We start from the raw sequence: 20,849 nt of genomic DNA on the forward strand, positions 1-20,849 counted from the left end.
GCCTTGAAGTCGATCAAGCTGGTCAAGGACGGCACGCTGAAGATCTACGAGGGTGCGCCGCACGGCATCCAGGGCGACTACCAGGAAAAGCTGGACGCCGACATCCTCGACTGGATCAAGAACTGAGACTCGGCACGCCGGCAGGATCTCCGTCGCCTGCGAAGGCGGGTGATGCTGGATGGAAGCCAACAACGTCGCTCAGTCTCGAGCAGGGCGGAAGGGGCCGTGCCACTGGAGCAGCGCGATAGGAGCGCGCCGTGTCCGCCCATCGTTTCCGCTGAAAGGGCAACCGGGGTGTGGCCAACGGCTCCGCCCGCAACGGCACGCTGCCACTGACCACCGTGATCGGCGTGGTCGGGAGCTGACGGCACGGGTGGCCCACCCCTGGATGCGGGGTGGGCCACCCGTTGCCAGATCAGTCCGCTCGGTTCGGGCTGCTGAGAGCCTCCCGCTCCTCGTCGCTCAGCGGGTACGGGGCCGACGGTGGCACCCAGAAAGGCAGCCGGGGCGGATCGGCCACGGTGAACGGCTTGAACTCCGGATTCGTGAGCATCCGGTGGAGGAACTCAGCCGCCGCGATGTCGAAGCGCAGGCACGCCTCGCCTTCCTTCTGTGCGATCACCGGCCAGCGTTCGGCCTCCACCGACCGGTCGGCCAGCCAGAAGTAATTGCCTTCGATGATGTCGTATCCCCACGGGATGAGGCCCTGCCCGGTCTCCGGGGCGTAGTACTCATAGGGCTCGTACCACCGGGCCCCGAGCGGATCCACCCTGGTCTGCCGGAGGGCCGTGGACCACATCGACAACAACGGCGTCAGGCCTTGGTCGGCATTGGGCTGCAGCAGAATCAGGTAGTCCGAGAAACTGCCGTCGCCGAACCGGGCGCTCAGCTCCTTGAAGTCGGCGGGCAGGGTGACCCCGAGCTCCGCTTCCACCTGTTCCCACCCGGGGCCCTGCGGGTCGCGGCGGCTGCCGACGGCCTCCATGATTCGTTCCACCCAGTTCATCGGTCTCCCCTTTCCCGGGTCGCGGCGTGTTCCAGGTGGGCCCGTTGTACAGCACCCCGCCCGAGGACGTGTCCGGAATCGGATTGCTTCCCACGTAGTGCGGTGTCGACGTGTAATACACGCTGTCGCCGGGATTGCCCTGGATGTAGCCGGCAATGTTTTCTCGACGTTGGAACTCGGCCTTGATTGCGTCGTGGCGGGTAGCGGGGTGCTGGCTGATGTCGACGCCACCGAGCCGGAAGTATCAAAAATATACGTCGGCGAATATCTGCCGCCCTTACCGTCCCCTCGTCGTGTGTGTGCGAGCAAAGGACGAGAAACATGGGGAGACGACGGGGCACGCTCGTCGCGGCTCTGGCGCTGACGGTCCTGGCCGGTTCCGGCACCTGGGGCTACGTGGCGACGCGGGAGGACGAGGCGCCCACTGCGGCGGCGCCGGCGTCGGCACCGCAGGACCGGCCGGGCCTGCTGGAACGCGTCGGCGACGCCGCTCTGGACCTGGTCGGCGCCGACCGCGGCACGGCGAAGGCCGAGCCGGTCAGCTCCGGGCTGTCCGTCGACCAGCCTCCGGTGTCCGGCCGTGCCTGGCCGGCGCAGAAACGGGTTCGTGAGGTCGCGTCGAAGCGGACCGCGAACGCCCGGGTCTACCAGCTCGCCGACGGCCGCTTGCAGGCCGAGATCTCCTCCGTGCCGGTCAACTACCGGGACGGCAAGGGCCGATTCCAGCCGATCGACACGCGGGTGCGGCCCACCGGCCGGTCCGGCTACGTCCAGGGCAACTCGACCAACACGTTCGCCAGCCTGTTCGGTGACTCCAGCGACGACCTGGTGCGGTTCGAGAAGGACGGCCGTTCGGTGGAGCTGGGCCTGCCCGGCGCGGACCGCGACACGAAGCCGGTGGTGTCCGGTTCCACCGTCACGTACCCGGGTCTGGCCGACGGCGCCGATCTGGTCTACGAGGTCAGCTCGACGGAGCTGAAGGAGAAAATCCTCCTGAAGCGGGCACCGTCCGGCCCGGTCTCCTACACGTTCTCGCTGGACCTGAACGGCCTGAGCGCCGCGCCCCAGCCGGACGGGTCGATCGACTTCGTCACCGCGGCCGGTGCCACGGCGCTGACGATGCCGGCGCCGTACATGTATGACGAGACCGGGGCCACCAGCACGAAGGTTACCCAGAAGGTCACCGGCGACACGGTCACTGTCACCGCCGACACGGCGTGGCTGACCGAGCCGGGGCGCGCGTACCCGGTCGTGGTGGACCCGACGATCCGGGTGCAGCCGGTGCCGACTGACGCCCAGGACGTGATGATCTCTTCGGGGGCGACCACCACCAACTACGACAGCTCGTACGAGCTCCGGGTGGGCACGGACACCTCGGCGGCCTGGCGGTCACTGCTCAAGTTCGACACGGGCATGGTTCCGGCCGGCACGGCGATCGACGACGCGCAGCTTCAGCTCTACTACGACTCGTCCTACTACGCGTACGGCTTCGACGTCCCGATGGAGGCCCGTCGGATCACGACGCCCTGGTCGGAGACGACCGCCACCTGGGCGAGCACGAACGCCAACGTCACGGCCGAGCCGGTGGGCAACATCGTCACGGTCGACGACGGCGACACCAACACCTCCGCCGTGGGCACCTGGACGTCCTCGACCAACGCGACGCTGACCGCGAAGGCGATCGGCGGCGATTACCGAGTCAACAACGACACGACCGCCGGGCACACCCACACCTGGGTGCCGACCATCACCGAGGCCGGGAACTACCTGGTTGAGGTGCACTATGTGGGCGAGTCGGACCGGGCCTCGAACGCGCCGTACACCGTGTACTACAACGGCGGCTCGAAGGCGTACACCGTCGATCAAACCACTCCGGTCGCCGCCGGCGGCTGGAAGACCCTGGGCGTGCACCCGTTCGCGGCCGGGACGACCGGCAAGGTGGTCCTGGGCGACGTCGCCGGCAAGGCGGTGATCGCCGACGCTGTCCGCTTCACCAAGGCGAACACGGTGAAGGCGAACAGCAAGTCCAGCGTGTGGTCCTCGTTCCCCGTGCGCAATGTCGTGCAGGAGTGGGTCAACGGCACGGCCGCGAACAACGGCTTGATGATCAAGGCGGTCAACGAGACGGACAAGGGCCGCGGCGGTGCGATCTTCCAGGCGTCCGAGTACGCGTACAACAACGAGCGCCGCGACGCGAACCTGCCGAAGCTGACGATCACGTACGGCCGGCCGGGTGTCGCGGTGAACCCGCCGACGACGATCACGTCGACCGGCGCGCTGCTGGACTGGCCGGCGTACACCGGCACCGACATCGCCGAGTATCAGGTGCACCGCAGCGTCTACCAGACCTGGACACCGTCGGCGGCGACCCTGGTCGCACCGGTGGACAAGGGCACGACGAGCTTCCAGGACTCCACGGCGTCGCCGACCCCGGCCGCCGAGACCGACATCATGAAGCGCAAGTTCTTCTACTACATGGTCGCCGTCAAGACCACCGACGGGAAGATCATCGCCGGTCCGACAGCGCCCGCGATGCTTCCCCGGGCCGGGCAGATCACCAAGATCTTCCGGACCGGGGTCACCGACACGACCCTGTCGGCGGGGCAGCCGGCCGCGAACGTCAACAGCTACGCCGGTGACCCGTACGTCTCGCCGGGTAACAACTCCAGCGTCTACGGCGACACCCGCGCACTGGTGAGGGTCCCGGTCGCCGGCGTTCCGGCGACGGCTCAACTGGTCGACGCGCGGCTGCGGATGTGGAACGTCGGGCTCTACCCGGGCACCGACACCGACGAGAACATCGACGCGCACCCGCTCACCCGCGCGTTCGATCAGGCCAAGGCGACGTGGAACACCAGCGACGGCACCACCGTGTGGACCACACCCGGCGGTGACTACGCGGCCACCGCGCTCGCGGCCGACAACACGTCCACCAACGACCCGAAGTGGCTGACCTGGGACGTCACCGCGGCTGCGAAGGGGTGGATCACGAACCCGGCCACCAACCACGGCCTGCTGCTCAGGCAGCGCGACGAGGTGAATCAGACCGCCCGGGCGATGCTGCTCTCGGCCGAGGCCGCCGAGCCGCTGCTGCGCCCGACGCTGGAGGTCACCTACCTGGAGAAGACCCCGGAGTCGACGTACTACGTTCCGGAGCTGCCCGAGGGGGCGCCGCCGGCCGGCACGTTCACCACCCCGGTGTCGATCTCGAACCCCACCGGCGCCGCGTGGAAGGCCACGGACTGGCAGTTGTCGTACCGGTGGACCCGGGCCGACGGCGCGGCCGTGACCGGCGCGCAGGCGGTGACCGCGCTGCCGGCCGACGTGCCGTCCGGTGGCACGGCGGATCTGACCGCGACGGTCACCACGCCGCCGTCGACCACCGAGGGCAACAAGAAGACCGACTACACGATCAACTGGGAGCTGCGGAACCGGACCACCGGCCAGACGCTGCAACAGGCCGCGGCGATCGCGCCGCTGGCGCAGAACATCGCCGTCGTCGAGCCGACCTCCGACCAGCTCGGCCTGGAGAAGTTCTACTCCTACGCCGGCAAGAACACCGGCGGTGGCGGAACCCTGATGAACAACCTGTACGCCGGCAACACCGTCTGGTCGTACAACGCGTTCAGCAACCCGTCACGCGGCCTGGTCTCGTTCGTCCGGCTGGCGTACAACTCCCTGGACACCAGCGACACCGTCGCCGGGTACGGCTGGTCGCTGCAGGCCTCGTCGATGATGCGCCTCGGTTCCCCGCTGGACTTCCACCCGAACCCGAAGCCGACGAGTGTGACCTTCACCGACGGCGACGGCACCAGTCACTGGTTCACCCTGGACGCCGCCACGAACACGTGGACCAGCCCGAAGGGCGTGCACCTGTACCTGCAGAAGAAGGCCGGGGTCGACTGCAGGCCGAACACCCAGGAGCCACAGGCCTGGTCGCTCACCCGGCCCGACCGTACGCAGTTCTTCTACGACTGCGAGGGATACCTGACCTCGACGGTGGACAAGAACGGCAACGCCATGACGTTCACCTACGAGGAGCGCAAGAGCAACAACAAACCCACCAAGTTCCTCCGGTACGTCACCGACCCCGAGAACCGGCAGACCATCACACTCGACTACTACGCCAAGGGCGACGCGTACGACTACATCGACGACACCACCTGGACGCGATCGTCGGCGACCGGCCTGACCAACCCGAAGATCATCGACCACGTCCGGTCGATCACCGACGTCGGCGGACGCCGGATGACGTTCACCTACACCGACAAGGGCCTGCTCGGTGAGCTCGTCGACGGCGCCGGCTCGGCCAGCGGGTCGCCGAAGACGTTCAAGTTCGCCTACGACATGACGCAGGGCAACAAGAACGTCAAGCTGGTCAAGGTCACCGACCCGCGCGGCAACAGCACCGGGCTGGCCTACCATTCCCCGTCGGCCGGCGACGACCCGCAGTGGCACTGGCGGACCAAGTCGTACACCGACCGGCTGGGCGCGCTGAGCCGGTTCGCCTACACCGATCCGGACGGGTCGCAGGGCGGCAACATCGACACCGTCGTCACCGATGCGGAGGGTCACACCGCGGCCTATCGGATGGACGGGTACGGGCGCCCGTACCAGACGACCAACGCCAAGGCCGAGGTCACGAAACTGACCTGGGACGACCAGCACAACGTGAGCCGGCTCGAGGAGGCCAACGGCGCGGCATCCACCTGGACCTACGACGCCAGGACCGGGTATCCGACCGAGATCCGCGACCAGCAGGCGGTCAAGGACGGCTACCCCGGCACCGTCCTGACATACCAGACCCAGCTGGGCGGGTACGTCGCCGACATCACCACGAAGACCAGCCCCGAGGGCCGTAAGTGGAGCTTCGGCTACACCTCCGAGGGTGACCTGGCCACGGTGACCGATCCGCTCGGCACCGCCACCACCACGACCGGCGATTACACCACCACCAACACGTACGACACGTGGGGCCGGCTGATCACCTCGACCGACGCCAACGGCAACAGCACCACGTACGGCGACTACGACGCCAACGGTTACCCGAAGGTCATCGCCGACGCGCTGGACAACGTCACGTCCTACGTCTACGACGACCGTGGCCGGGTCACCCGGGTCACCGACGCGCTCGGCAAGGCGCTGACCCAGACGTACGACACGTTCGGCCGTCCGCTGGTGCACCGCCAGCCCAAGGACCAGGCGGCCGGCGTCTACGTGACCACCCCGGCGCCCGTCTACGACGCCAACGACAACGTGACGACGTCGACGGCGCCCAACGGCGCGGTCACCACGGCCGAGTACGACCCGGCCGACCAGTTGGTCACCACCACCGCGCCGGCCGACACCTCCGGCGGACCGCAACGGCGCACCACTCACACCTACGACAAGGTCGGCAACTTGCTGACCACCACCGAGCCCAACGGCAACCTGACCGCCACGGCCGGCGACTACACCACCACCAACACGTACGACGCGATCTATCAGCTGACCACGGTCACCAACGCCGTCGGCCAGAAGATCCAGTACGAGTACGACACCGTCGGCAACGTGGTCACGATGCGCGACCCGCGCAAGAACGCGACCGCCGACACCGCCGACTACACCACCGGCATGGTCTACGACCTGGCCCACCGGGTCGTGCGGACCACCGACGCGGCCGGCAAGTCGACCAGGGGCGCCTACGACAAGGACGGCCTGGTCACCTCGGCCACCGACCAGCTCGGCAACACCACGCTGATCGGGTACGACGGGCGCGGCAAGATGGTCGAGCGTACGGTGCCCCGGTCGGCGGGCGTCGCCACTGTCTTCCGCTACGAGTACGACCAGGTCGGCAATCAGACCAAGATGATCAGCCCGCGCGGCGTGGCGACCACCGGCGACGCCGACGACTTCGCCACCGTGCAGGTCTACGACAAGCTGAACCGGCTCATCGAGACCCACCATCCGTACGCGAAGAGCGACCCCCGGTACAACACGCCGGACAAGACCACCTACGCGTACGACAAGGCGGGCCGGCTCGTCACCTCCTCGGCGCCGCCCTCGGCGGGTCAGTCGGTCCGCAACGACACCACGTACACGTACTTCGACAACGGCTGGACCAAGTCGTCGTCGGACCCGTGGGACATCGTCACCACGTACGACTACAACGAGATCGGCGGGCAGACCGCGCGGACCGCCACGTCGGCCGGCGGCTCCTCGAACCGCACCATGTCCTGGTCGTACTACCCCGACGGCAAGCTGAAGTCGCGCGCCGACGACGGCGTGCCGGTGGGCCGTCAGGTGGTGCTGGTCGACAATTCCGACTTCAACAACACCTCCGCGACCGGCACGTGGCCGGTGTCCGCCGACGCCACCGGGCGGTACGGCACCGACCACGCGACGCACACGGCCGGCACCGGCGACAGCGCCTTCACCTGGCGGCTCAACGTGCCGCAGTCCGGCAGCTACCAGGTGTTCGCCCGGTTCCCGCAGGTCAGCGGGGCCGCCACGAACGCGGAATACACGGTCGCGCACAGCGGTGGTGACACCGTGCGCACGGTCGACCAGAGCGTCGGCACGGGCACCTGGGTCAGCCTGGGGTCGTACGCCTTCGCCGAGGGCAACACCCACAGGATCAGTCTGTCGGACAAGGCCGGCGGCACCGTGGTCGCGGACGCCGTCAAGATCGTCCGGGACAACGCGGCCGACGTCGACGACGAGAAGAAGGACTACGGCTACCAGTACGACGCCAACGGCAACCTCACCACCATCGCCGACGCCTCGCCGGGAGCCCGGGTGGACCGGTACGCGGTCACGTACACCCAGCTCAACCAGGTCGCCGAGGTGAACGAGTCGAAGTCGGGCAGCACCGTCAACAGCACGTCGTTCACCTACAACGAGAACGGCGCGCCACTGACGCTGCGCCACGACAAGCAGTACTCCAGCTACGAGTACGAGACCCGCGACCTGGTCGCGAAGGTGACCAACGGCAAGTCGGCCACCGACACGTCGGCGAAGGCCACCACGTACACGTACACCGACCGCGGCGAGAAGCTGCGCGAGGTCAAGGGCAACGGCAACGCCGTCGACTACACGTACTTCCTCGACGGGCTGCTCAAGTCGCAGACCGAGAAGAAGCCGGACGGCACGCTGGTCGCGGAGAACGCCCTGGACTACGACGTCAGCGGCAACCGGTCGCACGAGGTCGCCCGGAAGATGAACGCCGACGACCACGGGGCGTACCTCACCACCACCAGCGACTACACCTACGACCCGCGGGACCGGCTGGCCCAGGTCACCCGGACCGGCACCGGCGCCGGCGGCGAGACCTACGAGCACGACGCGAACGGCAACGTCACCCGGCAGAGCGTCAAGGGCGTCACCACGACGTTCCGGTACGACCGGGACCGGCTGCTGACCGCGTCGGCCGGCGGCGCCGACGCGTCGTACAACTACGACCCGTTCGGCCGCCTCGACACCGTCACCTCGGCCGGCCTCGTGGTCGAGCGCAACGTCTACGACGGCTTCGACCACGTTGTCGAGAACCGAAGGAACAACGGCGTCACCACGACGACCACCGAGTTCACCTACGACCCGATGGACCGCACAGCCACGCGCACGGCCGACGCCGGCTCGGCCGAGGAGAAGACCACCGTCTTCAACTACTTGGGCCTGTCGTCGGACGTGATGGACGAAGAGGTCGCCGGCAAGCTGACCAAGTCGTACCAGTACTCGCCGTGGGGCCGGCGGCTGTCGCAGATCACCCACGCCGGTGACGGGAGCACCGAGCAGGCGTACTACGGCTACAACCCACACACCGACGTGGAGACGCTGACCGACGCCTCCGGAGACACCAAGGCCACTTACGGCTACACGGCCTATGGCAGCAACGACGACAGCCAGTTCACCGGCATCGACAAGCCGGACACCACGGACCCGCTGAAGGAGCCCTACAACTCGTACCGGTTCAACAGCAAGCGGTGGGATCAGGCTTCCGGCTCGTACGACATGGGCTTCCGTGACTACAGTCCCGGCCTGAACCGGTTCCTGACCCGGGACAGCTACAACGGCGCCCTGGCCGACCTGAACCTCGGCATCAACCCGTGGACCGGTAACCGGTACGCGTTCGGCGGTGGCAACCCGGTCACGGCGGTGGAGATCGACGGCCACTGCTGGGAGTGGGCGCAGGGCATCTGCGACACCGCCGGTGACGTGGCGAACTGGGTCGACCACAACTCGGACACGCTGCAGGACCTCGCGGTCGACGCGGCCGAGACGGTGCTGGGCGCCGCGGCCACCGTGGGCGGCGGCGCGATGATGGCCACCGGTGTGGCGGCGTGCGGGGTCAGCGTCCCGTTCGCGGTCACCGGTGTCGGTGCGGTGGTGACCGCCGCCGGATGCGCCGGCGGCGCGGCCCTGGCCGGTGGCGGTGTGCTGGTCAGCGGTCTGGGCATCATGGCGATGGTCGACGGCGCGTCGAAGTTCGGCGAGGACCTGAACCGGCTGGAGAACCCACCCGGCGACGGCACACCGGCGGCCGCACCGTCCGGTCCCTCGGTGAACAAGACGAACGGCCTCGCCGACGGCGACAAGGACCTGCGCCGGACGTGGAAATCGGGCGACGTCAACTACAACATCAACACCGGGCACGGCTTCAACCGGGCGCACGGCGGCGGCACCGACCTGCGCACGACCGGCCTGACCCCGGACGAGGTGGAGAAGGCCATCATCGCGGACATCGAGAAGTTCAAGGGCGGCGGCGGCAAGCTGGCCGACCCGGCCGACGGCACGGGCGTCTTCAAGACGGAGCGCACAATCGACGTCAACGGCAACTCCATCACCTACCGGGCCAACCAGACCACGCCCGATACGGTCAACGTCGCCACGTACTGGCTGAACTGAGTAACCGGCAAGGGACGGATCATGAAGGAACTGCTGCAGCTGGCGCGCGAGCTCGCCGCCGACGACGTGGGCGAACTCGGCCCGGAACAGTTGCGCGAGCTCACGCGGGATTTCATCGAGGTGCTCACCTTCGCCCCGGCGGAGGAGATCGTGTCGATGCTGCGGATCTCCCGGGACGAGAACTATCTCGGCCTGCCGGTCTGGGCGCGCAACCTGGCGTTCAGGCTGGCCTGCCTGCAGCGGCCCGGCGACGCCGCACTGCTGCGTGACGCGGGTCGCGACCTGATGATGTTCGGTCCGGACTGGGACGACATCGCGACGTCCATGCTGCACCGCGCGGATGCGATGGAGGCCGCGGACCGCGACTGAGCCCGATGGCGCGGCGGCGTGGTCGATGGGAATCGACCACGCCGCCGCGTTCCATCCGTCCGCGTGAACCAGGGTGTTCGTCAGTCCTTGCTCGACCGGGACTTCGGTTTCTTCGACTTCTCCGACTTGTCGGGCTTGTCATTCTTGCCGGTTTTCTTGGCCGGGCCGGGCTGCGCCGACGTGGGAGCCCCGCCGATCAGCCGGGCGCAGAACGGCGCCACCTCTTCCTCACCACCCGCCGCGGTGATCAGGTCGCGCCGGTCACGGCCGTTCATCGGGTGACCGCCCTGGGCGGCGGTCCGCCACGCGACACACCAGTCCTTCTGGGCCGAGGCCCCGGGCGTGCCGATTGCCGGGGACGACGACGACGGCGGCGGGGACGGGGACGGCCGGGTGAGGGCCGGCCGGCTCGGGGCGGCGGTGGGCGCGGGCACGGCCAGCCCGGGGAGCAGGCGATGCGCGCCGCGCTGCATGGCATCCGGAAGGCGACCGGAGCGGGCCGCGACCGCGGTCCCGCCGGCACCCAGAAGCGCCAGGGCGGCCATCGTGGTCACGACGAGCGTCCGCGTGCGCCGCGGCGTCACCCGAGCCGGGACGGCGGATGGCGACAGCGAGGCGGTCCGGCGGCGTTCGGCAGCGAGCGCGGCGACCATCGCCTGTTCACCGCGGAGTTCGTCGGCGCCCGCGGGGGCCCGCAGGGCGCTGACAAGGTCGTCGAGGCGCGGGTCTCGCCGCACCCTCGCAGCGCGGCGCAGCACGTCGCAAAGTCGCATCCCGCTACACATCCTCGTTGTCGTGGTCATGGCGGATACGCGTGGCACGCCCCCGGACCTGCGGGTCGGCGGCCAGCCGGCGGAGTCCCCGCATGGTCGCGATCCGCACCGCGCCGCGGCCCTTGCCCAGCACCCGGGCGGTCGCGGCGACGTCGAGCCCGGCCACGACCCGCAACATCACCGCCTCGGCCTGGTCGACCGGCAGGGCCGCGACCCGGCTCAGCGCCCAGGCGGTGTCGGTGCCCTCGATGACTTCGGCGGCGGCGTCGCGGCCGGCCGCGACGAGGGTCACCGTCGCGGCCGGGTCCTCGAGACGCCGCCCGGTCCGGCGCAGATCGTCGATGCCGCGGTGCCGGGCGATGTGGAACAGCCACGCCCGGAAGGCGGCTGGGGAGCCCTGGAAACGGTCGACGTCCCGTGCCGCCTGCAGCCACGTCTCCGACGCGACGTCCTCGGCGGCGTCGCCGACGAGCACCCGCAGATAACGCAGCACCGGCGGGTGCAGGGCACGCCAAAGCACGGCGAATCCGCGCTCGTCACCGGCCCGCGCGGCGGTGAGCGCGTCGGCGAGTTCGTCATCCGTGGGCAAGGGGGCTCCTCCAGCAACAGGCCCGCACGCTACCCGCCGGGGGAACGGGCCAGGCCGTGGATGCAGCCGGAGTGCACATCCATAGACATGCGAGCTCGCTGGCTTCCTTTCGGAACGGAGTCGATCGCACGGCTCGATCGTCGCATTCACCCGCGTACGCCGAAGGTCCACGACGGGGCAGCGTTCGGAGGGCGATTTCTGTTACTCGAAACGGTCACTTCCCCGCTTGATAATGCTCACTGCACGATTGGCGCCGTCCACATTGATCTCACCGGTCCGGACTTCCTAACCTGAGGGCCGATCCAAGGGGGATAGATGTCCATCGAGGTCCGTCTGCTCGGGCCGGTGGAGTTACGGGGGGAGAACGGTCTCGTTCACGCGGGACCGGCGAAACAGCGTGCGGTGCTCGCCGTACTCGCCCTGGAAGCCAACCGGCCGGTGACGCTGCACCGGCTGACCGAGCTGCTCTGGGCCGGGAAGCCGCCGCGGTCCGCGGTCGCGAACATCCGCAACCACGTCGCGTCGCTGCGCCGTGCGCTGGTCGACCGGATCGTCTCGCGGCAGGGTGCGTACCAGCTGAACCTGGCCTCGCACGAACTGGACGTGGGCGAGTTTCGCCGGCTCGCGGACACCGGGCGGAACGCCCTCGCGCTCGGCGAGGCCGAGCAGGCCGAGGCCCGTCTCGCCGCCGCGCTGCGGCTGTGGCGCGGGCCGGCCGGGACGGGGCTCCCGCGCGGCACGGCGCTCGACGTCCTGCTGACCGGTCTCGAAGCCGACCGGTTGCGGACCGTGGAGGATCTCGTCGAGGCGCGTCTGCGCCTCGGTAACCTCGGAGACCTGGTGGTCGTGCTGCGCGAGCACCTGGCCGCGCACCCGTTGCGCGAACGTGCCTGGGGGCAGCTCATGCTGGCCCTCTATCGAGCCGGCGACGTGGGCGCGGCGCTCGCGTCCTTCCGGCAGGCGCAGGCCATCCTGCACGCCCAGCTCGGCGTCGACCCGGGCAACGAGCTGGCCGCGCTACACGTGGCGATGCTGGAGCGGGCGCCACACCTCGACCTGGGCCGGCCACCCCCTGCCTTCCCAGGCCGGACGGTCGCCGTCGAGGCGCCCCGGGAACTGCCACCGGACTTGATGTCGGTGGCCGGCCATTCCGACGAGCTGGCGGTCGTGCTGGCCGGCGTCCGTACGGTGCCCACCGGCCGAGTCTCCGCGGTTGTGATCATCCACGGCCCGCCCCGCAGTGGTAAGACGGCGCTGGTCATCCGGGCCGGCCACGCGCTGGCCGACGCGTTCCCGGACGGCCAGATCTTCGCCGAGGGCGGCCCGGATGTCACGGCTTCCAACCTGATGGCCCGGGTGCTGCGGGCGTTCGGGGTCCCGCCGGACGAGGTACCCGAGCAGCCCGACGAGCGCATCGGCCGCTACCGCTCGCTGCTGGCCACGCGCCGGGTCCTGATCGTCCTGGACGCGGTCACGAGCGAGGCGCAGGTGCGTCCGCTCATCCCGGCCTCGGCCGGCTCGGCGCTGCTGGTCACCAGCCGCCGTTCGCTGCGCGTGCCCGAGTGCGTGCAGCATGTGGCCCTGCGCACGTCGGCGCGCGTACGCGTCCGCCCGTACGCATCCGGGCTGGTCCTCCCGGCGCGCAGAACCGAAGGTGTACCTACCTGGTATCGAGCGCCGATCCGTACCGGGCGGATCGGCCTGGGTCGGTGATCGACGGTCCGGCGGCTTTGGCCGACGCGTCGGTCAGGCCGACCCCACCTGACGGAATGCCGCGTCGGCAGGCGATGATCGTGGGATGGGCATTCCAGGACCCCTGCGCGAATCTCTGCACGACCCGGCGTTCTGGGCGCGGTACACCTTCGCCGCGGAGGACGGCCCCGGCTCCGATCGGCTCGGCGCCCTTGAAGAACTGCTGGACGATGACGATGACGATGACGAGGACGAGGAGGACACGACGCTCAACGTCGCCTTCGACGTCGGCGGCGGCCATCTCATCCTGCTCGAGGTCGACACCCGGCTCGGCAGGTACGAATTGGGCATCACCGGGCCTGATTCCGCCGAGTGGGCCGGGCTGGGCTGGGACGATTTGGCCCACTGGCACCCGTACGCGCTGCGTTGGCCGGAGCTCGACCTGATCTGCCGGGCGGTCGCCGTGCGGGATCCGCTGCTGCCGCACCCCGGCGCACCGATGGCCTTGCTATGCCGGTTCGCCGCGGTCTTCGAGGACGACAACGTGGACGCCGCCGTTGCCGCCGTGGACGCGGCGTACGTCGCACTGCGGCCCCAAGGCTGGGACGGCTACTGGCCCACGGGCGCCGACTGGCTCGAACGGGCTGACTTCCGGGGCCAAAATGTGGTCTGGCACCGCGACGACGCAGGCAACCTGTGGGCCGAACAAGACGACGACCACGACGCTGACCCCTTCTACAGCACCCGGGTAACAACGCCGGCGGAGGCCGAGGAGCAATTCCCGCATACCCCGCTCCGGAACCTGCTGGCCGCCGCCGCGACCACGCTGACGACCGGATCTCGTCCCTGACCCCCGGGGGTGTGGCCAACGACTCCGCCCGTAACGGCACGCTGCCACTGACCACGGTGATCGGCGTGGTCGGGAGCTGACGGCACGGGTGGCCCACCCCTAATCAAGTGTCGGGTGATGCGTGCCGCTACGCGGCTGACCCAAGGCGATGCGGACGGAAGTCTCACCGCACCGGGTAGACCACCCGGGTACGGTATGCAGACTCCTCCACGGCGCCTGGCCCGGTCAGATACTCCTCCCACATGACGTCCGGCGGCCGCACCTGGTGGGTGCCGAACCAGGCACCGAGCGCGGCGTACGCGGCCGGAAGCGTCTCGTACGACCCGGTGTGCTCCACCTGGACCGCCCGGCCGGCCGGCAGGTCCGCCGCAGCCAGGTCGCCGGCTGCCGCCGGAAGGTCGACAGCAACGGGGAAGCCCACGGTGACGTCGAACCTCTGGCCTAGCTCGTGGCGGTATACCGCGGTCGGAGGCCCCGCCGGGACGATGCCGATCCGGGCGAACTCGGCGATGACGTGCGGGATCGCGCGGCGGAAAAACGCGGCGAGCTCGGTCGCCGCGACCTGCTCCCGCAAGCCGAACACGGTACGCGCGGGCAAGGTGACTTCCAGGACGCCTTCGGTGGACGGCCCGGTGAGAGTGTCCGTCATGGCTCCTCCAGGTACGGCGGCGGCTGTTGATGCACCTCCATCCGATCTCGGCGTGGGCCGGCCGGTCAGGGCCGCACGGTGTACGTCCACGCCGAACAGCTGCCTCAGTACGTGGGACTTTCGGCCCGGTGCCCGCCGGACTCCGCAGGCGTGGCCCGCCGGCGACAACGATCGGGCGGGCGTCGCGGCGGCGCCGGCTGCTCAACGGGCGCGCCGAGCTACCGGGAACTGCGGATGTCGTGTGTCACCGTGACGGGTCGGGCACGAACAGGGCGGCGAGCGGTCGTCGCCGGTGGCGTTCGGTAACGTGGCGATGATCGCGGCCCTGTTGTTCAGGTCGGCGGCGCTGTTCGGAATGCCCGCGGTGGACTGGTCGACGAAGACGCCGTGCCGCCACAGGAACGCATGGTCGTCGGGCGAATCGGGCGACACGTTCCCGCCCCCCAGGATCAGGCCCGGGTCGTTCACGGCGGTCGCGCCACCGGCGTTGCCGCCCGGCAGGTTGCCGATGAGCTCCTGCCCGGCACGCCGAGGTCGCTCATCCGCCCGGCACGCCAGAGGAAGGCATGCAGCGAGCCGTCCGCGGTGGTGCTGGAGCCGACGATCGCGCCGAGGTCGTTGATCGCCGTGGCGAAGCTGTGGTCGCCGCCGAGCGTACCCAAGTCGGTGATCTTTCCGTGCTGCCAGCGCACCGCGCGGGTGGCGTCGTCCCGGCGGCTCTGCCCCAATGTCCTGCGGGCCGATCGGCCCTGGCGTTCCGTCCGCCGGCGGGCCAAGGCTTCAAGGTGGAAGACCGCATGGTGCCTACCGCGCCGGCCAGTGCTCGGGAGATACGCGACGGCGGCCACCGGCCCACGGACTTCCGTACGAGGATCGAGGGGGTAAGGCCGTGACATCAGCATCGGCACAGGTATCACTTCAGTTTCTGGGCGCGACCGGCACGGTCACCGGGAGCCGATTTCTCATCACGGCGGACCGGGCGCGGTTGCTCGTCGACTGCGGGATGTTCCAGGGCGAACGCGCGCTGCGTCGGCGCAACTGGGCGCCGTTCCCCGTACCGGTGACCGACCTTGACGCCGTCGTGGTCACCCACTCGCACCTTGACCATGTCGGATGGCTGCCGCGGTTGGTGCGGCAGGGCTTCGCGGGGCCGGTGTACTGCTCGCCGTGGACTGCGGAGGTGGCGCCGATCGTCCTGCGCGACGCCGCGCACCTGCAGGAGGAGGATGCCCGGTACGCCTCGGGCCATGGCTACAGCCGGCACCCCGATCCGCAGCCGCTGTTCGAGCGGGCCGACGCCGAGAAGGCCATCGGTCTGCTCCGGCCGGTGCCGTACCACCATGATCAGGTCGTCGCGTCCGGACTGTCAGTTCGGCTGACCCCGGCAGGCCACATTCTCGGCTCTTCGATCGCGCAGGTGAACGCCGGGGCGCGCAGCCTCGGGTTCAGCGGCGACCTGGGACGCGAGGACCATCCGCTACTTACCGGCCCAGGACCGGCGCCCGCCGTGGACGCCATGGTCGTGGAGTCCACGTACGGAAATCGGACGCACCCGCCGCGCGAGCTCGAGCGGCTCGCCGCTCCGATCCGGCGTGCCCTCGCCCGCGGTGGCGTCGTGGTCATCCCGGCGTTCGCGATCGACCGGACCGAGGTGCTGCTGATGGCGCTTCGTGAGCTCATGACGGCCGGCCGGCTGCCCTCGGTTCCGGTCTTCGTCGACAGCCCGATGGCCCTGGCCGCGCTGCAGGTGTACCGGCGGGCGCTCCGGGACGGCGCACCGGAGATCCGCCCGGAGATCCGGACGAGCTCCGTCGATCCGTTCGACCCCGGCGATCTGCGCCTGGCGAGCACGGCGGAGGAGTCGGCTCGGCTCAACGACCCGTCATTTCCCTGCATCCTGTTGTCCGCCTCGGGCATGGCCACCGGCGGGCGCGTCGTGCACCACCTGGCGCAGCTGGCGCCGGAACCGCGCAACCTGATCCTGCTGCCCGGCTTCCAGGTGGCCGGGACGCGTGGTCGGGCTTTGCTCGACGGCGCGCGAACGCTGAAGATGTATGGCGGGTACGTTCCGGTGCGCGCCGAGGTGGTGGGGGTGGATGATTTGTCCGCGCACGCCGACGCGGACGGCCTGCTCGCTTGGCTGAAGACTGCGCCGGCTCCGCCGCGTACGTGCTATGTGGTGCACGGCGAGCCGCCCGCCTCGGCCGCCCTGGTCGATCGCATCGACCGAGAACTCGGGTGGTGTGCGGTGCAGCCGCGGGATGCTGAGCGCGTGCTGGTGTGAGTGCAGACGGCTTCGCCAACTTCGAACGGAGGAGAACCGTGCGAAACGCCGGGGTGCACGTGCTCGACGGTGTCGAGGCCTGGCTGCTCGGTCAGGACGTTGCGGTCGAGTTCCCGACCAGGCGCGACCTTTCGGGCCAGTTCGATGCCGCCATTCAGAAGAGGATCGGTCGGGAGGTTCCGGCTCGGTACTGCTTTCCGCCCACGGGGTCGCCCTGAAGGTGTCGGAGGCAGCCGACCTTGGCCCGGACGTAGGCGCGGTAGGCTGGCAGCGCTTCCGGCCGTCCATCATGTCCGGCCGTCGCGCAGCCCGGGACGCACACGTGCAGCAGGATCAGGTGCTCGCCGGTGTGCGCGGCGAGCTCGGCGGCCCAGGTCAGGGCACGCCAGCCACCGGCGCCGCCCACACCGGCAGCGATCGGGTGTCGCATTGGGCGCCTACGCGCGGGTCAGCGCCTTGGCGCCGGTTCGGCGTCGGCGCGGTCTGGGGCGGGCACGGGGATGACGACCACCGGGCAGGTGGCTTTGCGGACGCATTCCTCGCTGACCGAGCCGAGCACGGTGTGCCGGACCCGGCTGTGTCCGTGGCTGCCGAGTACCAGCAGGTCCGCCGTGCCGGCTGCCCGGGCCAGCGTCTCGCCCGGGCTTCCCTCGATCACCTCGGCGGCGATCGGCAGGTGCGAGCCGTGCCGGGCGAGCAGGGCGTGGATATCGTCGTCGAGCAGACGGGTGGCCCGCTCCTTGGCCTCCTGTGTGTTGGTGGCGACGGCCGATGTGAGGTCGGGGCCGTCCCATTGCCAGGCGATGACGGCTTGGACGGCGCTGCCGCGGGCGTCCGCCTCGCGGACCGCCCATTCGAGGGCGCGGCGTCCTCCGTCCGAGCCGTCCACGCCCACGACGATCAGATGCTGGGTATTCATGACTTCTCCCTCCGACAGGTCCACGGTGCCCGCCGCCGCCGTGCCCGGTCAGGGCCGTAGGTCACCAGAGACCGGGAAGGCGGGCCCAATGGCCCTGCCGTCCGGCCGGGGCCCGCTCCTAGCGTCGGCGGTGAGGGGAGTTCCATGATGAGGAACTGGACCGTGGACGATGTGATGACCACGAAGGTCGTCTCGGTGGATCAGGGCGCCTCGTACCGCTCGGTGGTATACCTGGAGACCCGCCACGCACAACTACCACGGCGCTCGACGCCCACCACGACGTCGGTCTCACGCACGTCCGGCACGTTGTGCTGTGTCATTTCGAACCTCCATCGGTCGAGTCGGTCCGCCGGGCCCGCAGACGTCGTACCAGTGCCCGCCGCGCCGCACGACGCAGCGACGTGACGTCCTCGTCGGCCATCTGCCGCAGCGCGACAAGTCCGACGGCGATGCCGCAGAGACCGGCGGTCGCATATAGCAGGCGGCTGTCAGACAGGGGGACCGAAATTGGGCCCAGCACGACGCGGTGCGGGGACCCGGCGCCGGCCAGGGCACTCGCCGCAGCGACGGCCAGCAGCAACATGGCTCGGGCGGCGGTCTGAACGAACGCGAACACCCTTCCGCGTACGGCGTCGTCCACGTCGCCGCCGATGAGCGTGACACCGCAGAGGAAGGCCAGCCCGGCGCCGAACCCGACGACCACGACCTCGGCCAGCGCCACGGCCGGACGCGACGTGACGGACAGAAGGACGACCGCCAGGGCCGCCAGCTGCACCGACAGGCCGAACACCAGGCGCCGCGGCACGTGACCGGCCAACTTCGGCCCGGCGAGCACGCCCAGCCCGAAGCCGATGAACAGACCGGCGAACAACAGCGCAAAGGTGGCGTCGCCGCCGCCGAGGGAACGGCTGTAGAAGCGCGCCCCGCCGACCACGATGCCTGCTCCGGCGAAGGCACCCAGCAGACCGATTGTGAGGCCCCGCAGCAGGGGTGTCCCGGTGAGGTAACGCCACCCGGCGCGGAGCGCGTCGACGGATGGTTCTGTACGGGCTGCGATGCGCCGCCTGGAGATCTCCGGCACGCCGAAGAGGACGACCGTGGCCGACGCCAGGAACGTCAGCGCGTTGAAGTAGAGAGCGATCGCAGCCGCGTCGGTACGGCCGAGGCTCGGCAGTCGCGCCGCCCCGGCGAATGCCAGCGCCGCCAGCACCGGCGTGATCCCGTAGGTGGTGATGATGGTCAGCTGGTTGGCTGTCTCGAGCCGGTCGCGCGGAATCAGGTTCGGTACCGCCGCCTCCTTGGCCGGTGTCCACAGCATCGCCCCCGCCTGGGCGGTGAACGAGGCCACGGCGACCCACGCGACCACGACCGCACGGTCGTGCGACAGCAGCGCCATGGTCGGGATGGACGCGTAGAGCACGAACCGCGCCAGGTCGACCAGCACCATCGTGCGTCGACGGTCGAACCTGTCGGCCAGCACGCCGGCGATCGGCCCCAGAATCAGCGACGGCAGCAGCTGTACGGCGATGATGCCGCCGAAGGCCGCCCCCTGCGCAGCCGGGGAACTCAGCTGCGCCGAGGCGAACGACGACGTCGCCAACAGGCCCATCCAGTCGCCCAGCGACGACAGCCCGAAGACCAGCCACAGCCGCCGGAACGAGCGCAGCCGGACCACGTCCGCCAGCGCGGACGAGCCCAGGTGCTGCCCGGTCTCCATGAGCCCACCATCGGACGCGAGTCGCCGCCGCGGCAGGGCCGAAGGACCGTCGCCGATGGGCCCAGCCAGTCAGGCCAGCCCGTACGGCAGGGATCCGGCGGATTCGATCTCGATCAACCGGTTGTATTTGGCGACCCGTCCCCCTCGGGCCGGTGCGCCGGTCTTGAGTTGCCCGCAACCGGTCGCGACGGCTAGTGGCGTCCGGCGTTGGCTGGTAGCACCGGAACCCAGGAACCTGGTCGTAGCGACGTCGGCCCACGGATGAAGGAGATGTCATGAACCCAACGATGGCCCGTCGCCATGCGGTGCTCGAACCGCTGCTGACGCTCGATCCGGCGGGAATCGATCAACTGCCGTGGTGGCCAGTGCCGGACTGCCCCGGTGTCGTCGCGAAGGAACTGTGGGCCGCCGGCGATCTACATGACGCGCTGATCTCCTACGGGTCGGGCTGCGCCACCCCAGGAAGGTCGCATCTGACCGCGCATCAGCACATCTGGGTGGTCTCGGGATCGGCGTCGGTCGCGGGACGGCCCATCGTCGCCGGTTCCTACCTGTACGTGCCGCCAAGCACCGCTCATCCGATCACCGCCGGCGCCGGCGGATGCCTGCTCCTTCAGATGCACCGACCCCTGCCTGCCGGCCAAGCGCAATAGCCGTCCTCGTGCACGGTCGGATGCCGCCGCGCAGATCCGGCGACACGTTCCCGCTCCGTCGCGCATGCTGCTGTCCCATTCGCCGGCAGGAGGAGAACCCGCCTGCTCGAGACTGCGCGAGACGGGACCGGCCACGGCCAGGCGCCGCTGTGTGTCGCGCAGGTCAACGTCGACGTCGCCGGGCGCCTGGTCCGCCGGCAAGTTGCAGCGCCCAGCGCCATCCAGGCGATCGACCTGGTCACCACGGCATTGCCACCGGCTCTGCAGCGCCTCACCGCCCACCTGACGCATGCTGCTGGTCTGCCGACGTTCAGGGACGAGGAGTGGCAGCAGAAGCGCCCACCACGAATAATCCCGACCTACGCACGCCCGCGCCGGCAGCCGCGAGGACTGGTCCGTTACAAAGCCTTCTACCGTCGCTACGACGGCCATCTGGGCCTTGTCACGCCCGTCTGGTGACGGCGG

General features: G+C 69.8%; 15 protein-coding genes and 1 pseudogene. 6 read left to right on the forward strand and 10 right to left on the reverse strand.

Annotated elements, in window-relative coordinates; translation table 11 throughout:
* Nucleotides 1–415 precede the first annotated feature (415 nt).
* Nucleotides 416–1,006: an SMI1/KNR4 family protein gene (locus EER30_RS45015; protein ID WP_127508965.1), complete on the reverse strand. Its 591-nt coding sequence runs from the start codon at nucleotides 1,004–1,006 to the stop codon at nucleotides 416–418.
* A gap of 321 nt (nucleotides 1,007–1,327) precedes the next feature.
* Between EER30_RS45015 and EER30_RS45020 the strand changes: the two genes are divergently transcribed.
* Together EER30_RS45020 and EER30_RS45025 are read left to right on the forward strand one after the other, a co-directional pair.
* A complete protein-coding gene (locus EER30_RS45020) occupies nucleotides 1,328–9,889 on the forward strand; it encodes a golvesin C-terminal-like domain-containing protein (protein ID WP_127508968.1) in 8,562 nt (2,853 codons plus the stop codon).
* Nucleotides 9,890–9,910: 21 nt separating this feature from the next.
* Nucleotides 9,911–10,258 carry a hypothetical protein gene (locus EER30_RS45025; protein ID WP_164842760.1) on the forward strand — a complete coding sequence of 116 codons (348 nt, stop codon included), beginning with the start codon at nucleotides 9,911–9,913 and terminating at the stop codon, nucleotides 10,256–10,258.
* A gap of 80 nt (nucleotides 10,259–10,338) precedes the next feature.
* On the opposite strand, the gene EER30_RS45030 is transcribed toward EER30_RS45025, so the two are convergent.
* Both EER30_RS45030 and EER30_RS45035 read right to left on the reverse strand, forming a co-directional pair.
* Nucleotides 10,339–11,031: a hypothetical protein gene (locus EER30_RS45030; protein ID WP_127508971.1), complete on the reverse strand. Its 693-nt coding sequence runs from the start codon at nucleotides 11,029–11,031 to the stop codon at nucleotides 10,339–10,341.
* Between the two features lie 4 nt (nucleotides 11,032–11,035).
* A complete protein-coding gene (locus tag EER30_RS45035; protein WP_127508973.1) occupies nucleotides 11,036–11,620 on the reverse strand; it encodes an RNA polymerase sigma factor in 585 nt (194 codons plus the stop codon).
* 315 nt (nucleotides 11,621–11,935) lie between these two features.
* Between EER30_RS45035 and EER30_RS45040 the strand changes: the two genes are divergently transcribed.
* On the forward strand, nucleotides 11,936–13,333 hold the full coding sequence (locus tag EER30_RS45040; protein ID WP_127508976.1) for an AfsR/SARP family transcriptional regulator: 1,398 nt from the start codon (nucleotides 11,936–11,938) through the stop codon (nucleotides 13,331–13,333).
* Between the two features lie 85 nt (nucleotides 13,334–13,418).
* Nucleotides 13,419–14,162, forward strand: a complete 744-nt coding sequence (locus EER30_RS45045) for a hypothetical protein (RefSeq protein WP_127508979.1) — start codon at nucleotides 13,419–13,421, stop codon at nucleotides 14,160–14,162.
* A 163-nt stretch (nucleotides 14,163–14,325) separates the two neighbouring features.
* Here EER30_RS45045 and EER30_RS45050 read toward each other — a convergent pair whose 3' ends face one another.
* The 3 genes from EER30_RS45050 to EER30_RS49245 form a co-directional block, all read right to left on the reverse strand.
* The gene (locus EER30_RS45050) at nucleotides 14,326–14,811 is read right to left on the reverse strand and encodes a GyrI-like domain-containing protein (protein WP_127508982.1); all 486 of its coding nucleotides are present in this window, start codon (nucleotides 14,809–14,811) and stop codon (nucleotides 14,326–14,328) included.
* 201 nt (nucleotides 14,812–15,012) lie between these two features.
* A complete protein-coding gene (locus EER30_RS45055) occupies nucleotides 15,013–15,279 on the reverse strand; it encodes a hypothetical protein (protein WP_127508985.1) in 267 nt (88 codons plus the stop codon).
* Nucleotides 15,276–15,659: a hypothetical protein gene (locus EER30_RS49245; protein WP_240670729.1), complete on the reverse strand. Its 384-nt coding sequence runs from the start codon at nucleotides 15,657–15,659 to the stop codon at nucleotides 15,276–15,278. The genes EER30_RS45055 and EER30_RS49245 overlap by 4 nt, the downstream gene beginning before the upstream one ends.
* Before the next feature lie 41 nt (nucleotides 15,660–15,700).
* Here EER30_RS49245 and EER30_RS45065 point away from each other — a divergent pair, with 41 nt between their 5' ends.
* A complete protein-coding gene (locus EER30_RS45065) occupies nucleotides 15,701–17,095 on the forward strand; it encodes an MBL fold metallo-hydrolase RNA specificity domain-containing protein (RefSeq protein ID WP_240670730.1) in 1,395 nt (464 codons plus the stop codon).
* A gap of 154 nt (nucleotides 17,096–17,249) precedes the next feature.
* Here EER30_RS45065 and EER30_RS45070 read toward each other — a convergent pair whose 3' ends face one another.
* From EER30_RS45070 to EER30_RS45085, 4 genes and pseudogenes are all read right to left on the reverse strand, one after another.
* A complete protein-coding gene (locus EER30_RS45070; RefSeq protein ID WP_127508994.1) occupies nucleotides 17,250–17,525 on the reverse strand; it encodes a universal stress protein in 276 nt (91 codons plus the stop codon).
* Nucleotides 17,526–17,543: 18 nt separating this feature from the next.
* A complete protein-coding gene (locus EER30_RS45075) occupies nucleotides 17,544–18,014 on the reverse strand; it encodes a universal stress protein (RefSeq protein WP_127508997.1) in 471 nt (156 codons plus the stop codon).
* 316 nt (nucleotides 18,015–18,330) lie between these two features.
* Nucleotides 18,331–19,731, reverse strand: coding sequence for an MFS transporter (locus tag EER30_RS45080; RefSeq protein WP_127509000.1), 1,401 nt, complete (start codon nucleotides 19,729–19,731; stop codon nucleotides 18,331–18,333).
* 102 nt (nucleotides 19,732–19,833) lie between these two features.
* Nucleotides 19,834–19,926: pseudogene (locus tag EER30_RS45085) on the reverse strand (hypothetical protein); the annotation flags it as partial.
* Between the two features lie 80 nt (nucleotides 19,927–20,006).
* Here EER30_RS45085 and EER30_RS45090 point away from each other — a divergent pair.
* Nucleotides 20,007–20,384 carry a cupin domain-containing protein gene (locus EER30_RS45090; protein WP_127509004.1) on the forward strand — a complete coding sequence of 126 codons (378 nt, stop codon included), beginning with the start codon at nucleotides 20,007–20,009 and terminating at the stop codon, nucleotides 20,382–20,384.
* Nucleotides 20,385–20,849: the final 465 nt, after the last annotated feature.

The sequence above is a fragment of the Actinoplanes solisilvae genome (genome assembly GCF_003999975.1).
Taxonomy (GTDB): Bacteria; Actinomycetota; Actinomycetes; order Mycobacteriales; family Micromonosporaceae; genus Actinoplanes; species Actinoplanes solisilvae.